3 protein-coding genes and 1 tRNA gene are annotated in these 7,467 nt (G+C 37.4%); all 4 read right to left on the bottom strand.

Annotation, left to right across the window (positions count from 1 at the left end; all coding sequences use genetic code 11):
- Positions 1-546 precede the first annotated feature (546 nt).
- Positions 547-620: transfer RNA gene (locus ACNQGD_RS05860), tRNA-Asp, on the bottom strand.
- 86 nt (positions 621-706) lie between these two features.
- Entirely contained in the window at positions 707-1,633 is a 927-nt protein-coding gene (locus ACNQGD_RS05855; protein ID WP_417998630.1) for a DUF58 domain-containing protein, read from the bottom strand.
- A 259-nt stretch (positions 1,634-1,892) separates the two neighbouring features.
- Positions 1,893-2,210 carry a thioredoxin gene (gene trxA / locus ACNQGD_RS05850; RefSeq protein ID WP_073244015.1) on the bottom strand — a complete coding sequence of 106 codons (318 nt, stop codon included), beginning with the start codon at positions 2,208-2,210 and terminating at the stop codon, positions 1,893-1,895.
- A gap of 255 nt (positions 2,211-2,465) precedes the next feature.
- On the bottom strand, positions 2,466-7,010 hold the full coding sequence (dnaE, locus tag ACNQGD_RS05845; protein WP_417998629.1) for a DNA polymerase III subunit alpha: 4,545 nt from the start codon (positions 7,008-7,010) through the stop codon (positions 2,466-2,468).
- Between the last annotated feature and the right edge of the window lie 457 nt (positions 7,011-7,467).

The following is a 7,467-nucleotide window of genomic DNA, read 5'->3' as shown; positions in this document are numbered from 1 at the left end:
TGACAGGCATGTATTCTAACCAACTGAACTACCAAACCAGTATTTTAATCTACAACATTCTAATACGCTAATATAGTTTTTGAATCGAACCCGTCTCGTCCCAAAAGACGAGATGACAGGCATGTATTCTAACCAACTGAACTACCAAACCAGTATTTTAATCTACAACATTCTAATACGCTAATATAGTTTTTGAATCGAACCCGTCTCGTCCCAAAAGACGAGATGACAGGCATGTATTCTAACCAACTGAACTACCAAACCAGTATTTTAATCTACAACATTCTAATACGCTAATATAGTTTTTGAATCGAACCCGTCTCGTCCCAAAAGACGAGATGACAGGCATGTATTCTAACCAACTGTATTTACCAAACCTACTTTGTTTTTAAATCAAAAAAGCTATCCACCAAAGTGGAAAGCTTTTCATTGGTCTAACTACTAAACCCAGTCAGCTTACAAGGCCGACCAAACAACACAACTAACTTTAGATACTTTACAGGGGCAAAAAAGCCTTTCTGTTACGAAAGGCTTTCCCCAATATTGCGGTCTGGACGGGACTCGAACCCGCGACCCCATGCGTGACAGGCATGTATTCTAACCAACTGAACTACCAAACCTCTGCGTTATTGCGGTGGCAAAGATACAATAGATTTCCGTTTACGCAAGCATTTTTTAAAAAAATATTTGATAAAATTTCACGCTATTACCCAAAGTTTTGTTTTTCAACTAAGTATGTCATTAAAATTTTTTCAAAACTTTCTCCAACACTTACCGGAATGTACTTTATTCGGTTTTGCGAGCAAGTCAGCGCCAATTTTTTAAAGTAACTTTCTGTCTGTTTTTCATATTCTTCTTTGATATTATCGGCAAAAACAGCTACTTCTTCTCCCGTTTCCACATCAATAAACTTCCTTGGAGCGTTGTCAAAATCAAAATTTAACTCTGTTTTATTATCGATAACATGAAACAAGACCACTTTATGCTTATTGTGTTTCAAATGTTGCAGCGCATTAAACAGCGCTTCTTCATTACCGGATTGAAACATATCTGTAAATAAGACAATCATCGAACGACGGTGGATTTTCTCCGCTATTTGATGTAGGAAAGTAATTGTATCAGTACTTTTTTTAGTAGCCGGTTTTTCTAAAAGCCCTTCAAGTGTATTTAAAATCATTCGATGATGGCGATCACTGCCTTTTTCAGGGGCGTAGTACTCGTATGTATCCGAAAACACACTTATTCCCACAGCATCGCGTTGCTTCTTTAAAAGATTCATTAAAACTGCCGAAGCCAAAACCGAAAAGCCAATCTTATTCTCAAAAAATTGCTGACTCTCTTTTAGTTTCGGATAGTGCATCGATGAGGAATTATCGACAATAAGATGACACCGCAAATTAGTCTCTTCCTCAAAGCGTTTGGTGTACAAACGATCCGTTTTGGCAAATAACTTCCAATCGATATGCTTCGTGCTTTCGCCAACATTGTAGACTTTATGCTCCGCAAATTCAGCCGAAAAGCCATGAAACGGACTTTTATGCATTCCCGAAATAAAACCTTCTACAACCTGATTGGCCAGCAACTCAAGATGCTGAAAACTGGAAATTTTCTCTATTTGCGATTCGATCTTCATATTCCAAATGTATTAAAAGATTGAACGATTTAAAAATTTAAAGATTGAAAAGAAAATAGCACAACCCCTGATTCGCTCTAAATCTCATTGTTAGTGAATGAATAGCTTTTTTTTAAAACAAATGGATATAGAGATCAGACTTTAAAACTTAAAGATTTACGACTTGCTGCTTTAAGGTTTAAACCAAAAAAAAGGCCTGACTTTCGCCAAACCTTTTATTTGAATCATTTCAGATTCTATATAAATTGTAATCTACCGATTACAACAAAGCGTCTAAACTATCCGCGTAAGTTTGTTTCGGAGCAACTCCTACTTGTTTCCCTACCACTTCACCGTTATGGAAAACCAATACCGTTGGAATATTTCTCACACCATATTTAGCTGCAAATTCTTGATTTGCATCAACATCTACTTTTCCTATAACAACTTTACCATCGTATTCAGTACTTAATTCATCAATGATTGGCCCAACCATTCTACAAGGTCCACACCATGCTGCCCAAAAATCCACCATTACCGGTTTGTCTGATTTCAAAACTACCTCTTCAAAAGTAGCATCTGTTATTGCTAATGCCATAATTTTTTATTTAAAGTTTATTGTTTGAATATTTTAAAGCTTCAAACTCGATTACAAATTTAGAAATTAAAAACCAATCAAACGCTATTCACAAATTAGTTTTGATTATACGTGCATTGTCAATTGTTATTTTTAGTAAATGTTAGGAGCTTTTTCCTGCTATTCGTTTCAATCTTTTACAGCCCAGTAAGGGTTCAAAACCCTAACTAGGCTGTAAAAGGATTTCCACTGCTATCAGGGCTAGAGCATTGTGCTCTAATTCAACTTAAAGTTTATTTGCATTTTCTCTAACTCTACCAGCAATTCATTTGAGATTTTAATTTTCAATTTTCTGCTTGGCATAGTCAACTTGGTTACAACCTTAATTTCTTCAACTTCTTCGACTTTTGCTTCGGTATTTGTCTCTGGAATTTCGAGAGTTTCCATTTCAGAATCTTCATTTCCATCAACAAAAGCTACCTCTTCATTTTCAATTTCGACAGGAGCAATGGCAACGAGTCGTTTCGTTTTTTCTAACTCCATGATTTCAAAAGACACGGTATTATCCCCTTTATTATCTTGAAAAAGATGGCTTAATTTATGGATAAAATCAGTTTCTAAATCCTTTATATTTAACAGTACAACTAATTTTCTAGCAAAAGTTTCTAACACATCTTGCAACTGCTTTACTTCCACAAATTGCAATCTTGGCTCTCCTTTTTTCCCGGTATCTCGGTCTGTCCAGCCTTCTTTTACCAACACTTTCATAAAGGTGAAATTATTTTGAATAAAGAAATGACGAAACCTTAAATACTCTTCCCCAAAAATCCGAAACTCATAACTTTCATCATAACCCTCCAAAGTAAAGATACCCCAGCCTTTTCCGTTTTTGGCAACACGATGTTGCACATTATTGATAATCCCCCCAAACGCGAGGTTTTTACTAACATGAAGCTCCATATTCTTCAACGCTTCCAGTTTGGCATTACAAAAATGTTTCATTTCAAATTTGTAATCGTCCAGCGGATGTCCCGAAATATAAATCCCCACAACCTCTTTCTCTTTGGCAAGTTTTTCCATTGTACTCCAATCCTCGCAAGGCGGCACAACAGGTTCAGCGATTTGCACATCGCTACTTTCACCAAACAAACTCACTTGCGACGAATTTTCATTTTCCTGAAACTTAGACCCATACCGAATCGCTTTTTCATAAAAGGTAATTCCATCCCCATCATCATGAAAATATTGCGCTCTCGTGGTTCCTAAAAACGAATCAAACCCTCCGGCCAAAACAAGATTCTCCAACGCTTTTTTATTGGCTGCACGCAAATCAATACGTTTGGTCAAATCAAAAATCGATTTGTATCTTCCGTCTTTTCTATTCTCAACAATCGTAGCCACAGCCCCAGAACCTACACCTTTTACAGCTCCCATTCCAAAACGTACCGCATAATCATCATTTACGGTAAATTTATAAAACGACTCATTTACATCCGGCCCTAAAACTTGCAATCCCATACGCTTGCATTCCTCCATAAAGAACGAAACCTGCTTGATATCACTCATATTATTCGACAAAACCGCAGCCATATATTCGGCTGGATAATTGGCTTTCAAAAATGCGGTTTGGTACGCAATCCATGCGTAACAAGTCGAGTGCGATTTATTAAAGGCATATTCCGCAAAAGCTTCCCAGTCTTTCCAAATTTTCTCCAGTTTATCTTCGGCATGCCCTTTGGCCGCAGCCTGACTGATAAATTTCGGTTTCATTTTATCCAAAACGTCTTTTTGCTTTTTTCCCATCGCTTTACGCAAAACGTCGGCATCACCTTTGGAGAAATCCGCTAATTTTTGGGACAAAAGCATTACCTGCTCTTGGTAAACGGTAATTCCGTAGGTATCTTTTAGTAATTCTTCACAGGCATCAAGATCATAAACAATTTCTTCCTCGCCATTTTTCCGCTTGACGAAACTCGGAATATAAGCAATCGGTCCCGGACGATACAACGCATTCATCGCAATCAAATCGGGAAAAACCGTTGGTTTTAATTCCTTCATGTATTTCTGCATTCCCGGACTCTCATACTGGAAAATCCCTACCGTTTCACCACGCTGAAAAAGTTCATAGGTTTTTAAATCATCAATCGGAAATTCATCCGGGTTCAGGTCAATTCCACTTCTGTATTTTACTAATTTAACGGTATCTTTTATCAGGGTCAGGGTTTTCAAACCCAAAAAGTCCATCTTCAACAAACCGGCGCTTTCTACCACCGAGTTGTCGAATTGCGTCACATACAAATCAGAATCTTTTGCGGTAGCCACAGGAACAAAATTCGTAATATCGCTTGGCGTGATAATCACTCCACAAGCGTGAATACCTGTATTTCTAAGATTTCCTTCTAAAACTTTGGCCTGCTGAATGGTTTCTCCAGCCAAATCACTTTCGTTAGCAAGACCTATCAATTCTTTTATTTTATCGTATTCTTCGGGACGAACGGCCTTCTTAATTACGTCTTCTTTTTCATTTAAAAATCGCGCTAAATTCCATTTGGATGGCATCATCCCCGGAATCAATTTTGCTATTTTATCGGCTTCGAATAAAGGCAAATCCAAAACACGAGCAGTATCTCGAATGGCTGATTTTGTTGCCATTTTACCATACGTGATAATTTGCGCTACTTGTTTCGAACCGTATTTGCGGATCACATAATCCATTACGCTGCTTCGTCCTTCGTCATCAAAATCGATATCAATATCGGGTAGTGACACACGATCGGGATTCAGGAAACGCTCAAAAAGCAGGTTGTACATTAACGGGTCGATATTGGTGATTTTCAAACAATAGGCCACCACTGAACCTGCCGCAGATCCCCGACCAGGACCTACAGAAACGCCCATACTTCTCGCCTCAGCAATTAAATCCTGTACAATCAGGAAATATCCAGGATAACCAGAATTCGATATCGTCAATAATTCAAAATCTAGTCGTTCCTGAATTTCTTCGGTGATTTCAGGATACCTGCGATTCGCTCCTTCAAAAGTCAAATGTCTTAAATAGGCATTTTCTCCACGTACTCCGCCGTCTAATATGTCTTCGGGATTATTAAATTCAACCGGTATTTCAAATTTTGGCAATAAAACTTCCCGCGCCAAATCGAAAATTTCAATTTTATCCACAATCTCCGAAATATTCGAAATTGCTTCGGGTAAATTTGCAAAAAGCTGCTTCATTTCGTCTCCCGACTTGAAATAATATTCCTGATTGGGCAATCCGTACCGATACCCGCGACCACGGCCTATTGGCGTAGTCTGTTTTTCGCCATCACGTACACACAACAAAATATCGTGTGCATTCGAATTTTCCTTATCTATATAAAAGGTATTGTTTGTCGCAATAATTTTGACATCATGTTTCCTTGCCAATGAAATCAAAGATGCATTCACCCGATTTTCATCTTCCTGATTGTGACGCATCACTTCAATGTAAAAATCTTCCTTGAACTCGTTTTTCCACCAAATCAAGGCTTCCTCGGCTTGGTTTTCACCAATGTTTAAAATCTTATTTGGGATTTCGCCATACAAGTTTCCAGACAAAACAATAATATCTTCTTTGAATTCCTGAATGACTTTCCGGTCGATTCTTGGCACATAATAAAATCCTTCCGTATAAGCGATGGAGGACATTTTGGCCAAATTATGATAGCCTTTTTTGGTCTTCGCCAAAAGCACTATTTGATAGCCATTGTCTTTAACTTTTTTGTTTTTATGATCTTCACAGACAAAAAACTCACAACCTACAATCGGTTTCATTGTAACTTCGGTAGGCTCCTCACCATTTGCTACAGCCGCTTTATTCTTGGTTTCAGCCGCTTTATTGTGGTATAAAATATCACGGACAAAATGAAAGGCACCCATCAAATTCGCATGATCCGTCATGGCAACCGCAGGCATTTTTTGCTGAGCCGCCGCTTTTACTAATGCCGCAATACTAATCGTAGATTGCAACACCGAAAACTGCGTGTGATTGTGCAAATGCACGAAAGGCGTAGCAACAAGTACCTTTTTATTCTCAGAAAGCGCTGCTCTGGAAACTGCCGGCGCTTGTTTTTCGCCAAACTGCTGACGAATTCTATCCGAAGCTTCCTTCAGATTAATATGTTTTAAACCAATGAGTTTAATCTCACTTGGATTTTTATTTTGAAAATCCTTGAAATAACCAATCTCAACATCAAGTTCTTCTTTCGTGAATATATCACGACGAATTAATTCCAAGAAACAACGTGTAGTTGCCTCCACATCGGCAGTCGCGTTGTGCGCCTCGCCAAAAGGTTTATTAAAAAGATACGAATGTAATTCGGTTAAAGTTGGTAATTTGAATTTACCACCACGACCTCCGGGTAATTTCAATAACGAAGCCGTAACTTCAGTACACGTATCTAAAATAGGCATCGAACTCATTTGGCTTTCAACCCCCATCCTATAAAATTCACAACCCATAATATTGATGTCAAAACCTAAATTCTGACCTACAATAAATTTGGCTTTGCCTAAAGCGATATTGAATTTTTCCAAAACTTCACCTAACGAAATTCCATCGGCTTCCGCCAATTCCGTAGAAATACCGTGAATTCGTTCCGCGTCATACGGAATATTAAAACCTTCCGGCTTCACCAAATAATCTTGATGCTCGATGAGTTTTCCCATATCATCGTGCAACTGCCAAGCGATTTGAATGCAACGCGGCCAGTTGTCCGTATCTGAAATGGGAGCGCCCCAACGCTTTGGTAATCCTGTCGTTTCGGTATCGAATATTAAGTACATATCTGGAGTTGAAGTGTTTGTGATTTTAAAAAATCGCAAAAAATGAATTTCAAATTTAGTTTTTTTTGAGTAGAATAGAAGTTAAGTTATCAACAAAAAACAAATTTATTTTTGAGTGCTATTCTCCTATTAAAACTACAATCACTTTCAACAAATCACCTTGATATTCCCTTTTTAAAAAGATAAAAGAGTCCGTATTGATTTTTTGGATGTCGTAGTATTTCATCAAAAAAAAATACTGAAATACAGCTAAAAAATATGCATTTTACTAATAAAATCAAGCTAAAAAATAGCCTCAACAAAAATAAAATAGTGAATTTATAATTAAAAAAAAGTCGATTTTAATTCCATTTTATTAAATATTCACAAATATAACAGCTTTTTAGAAGCCTTTTTTAGCGATTTGACAAATATCAAAAACCTCCTAAAATTGATTTTTTATTGTATCTAAATCCAA

This window comes from Flavobacterium glucosi, from assembly GCF_048286535.1.
Classification (GTDB): Bacteria; Bacteroidota; Bacteroidia; order Flavobacteriales; family Flavobacteriaceae; genus Flavobacterium.
The sequence above is the reverse complement of the archived record's forward strand: the minus strand, read 5'-3'. Positions and strand labels throughout refer to the sequence as shown.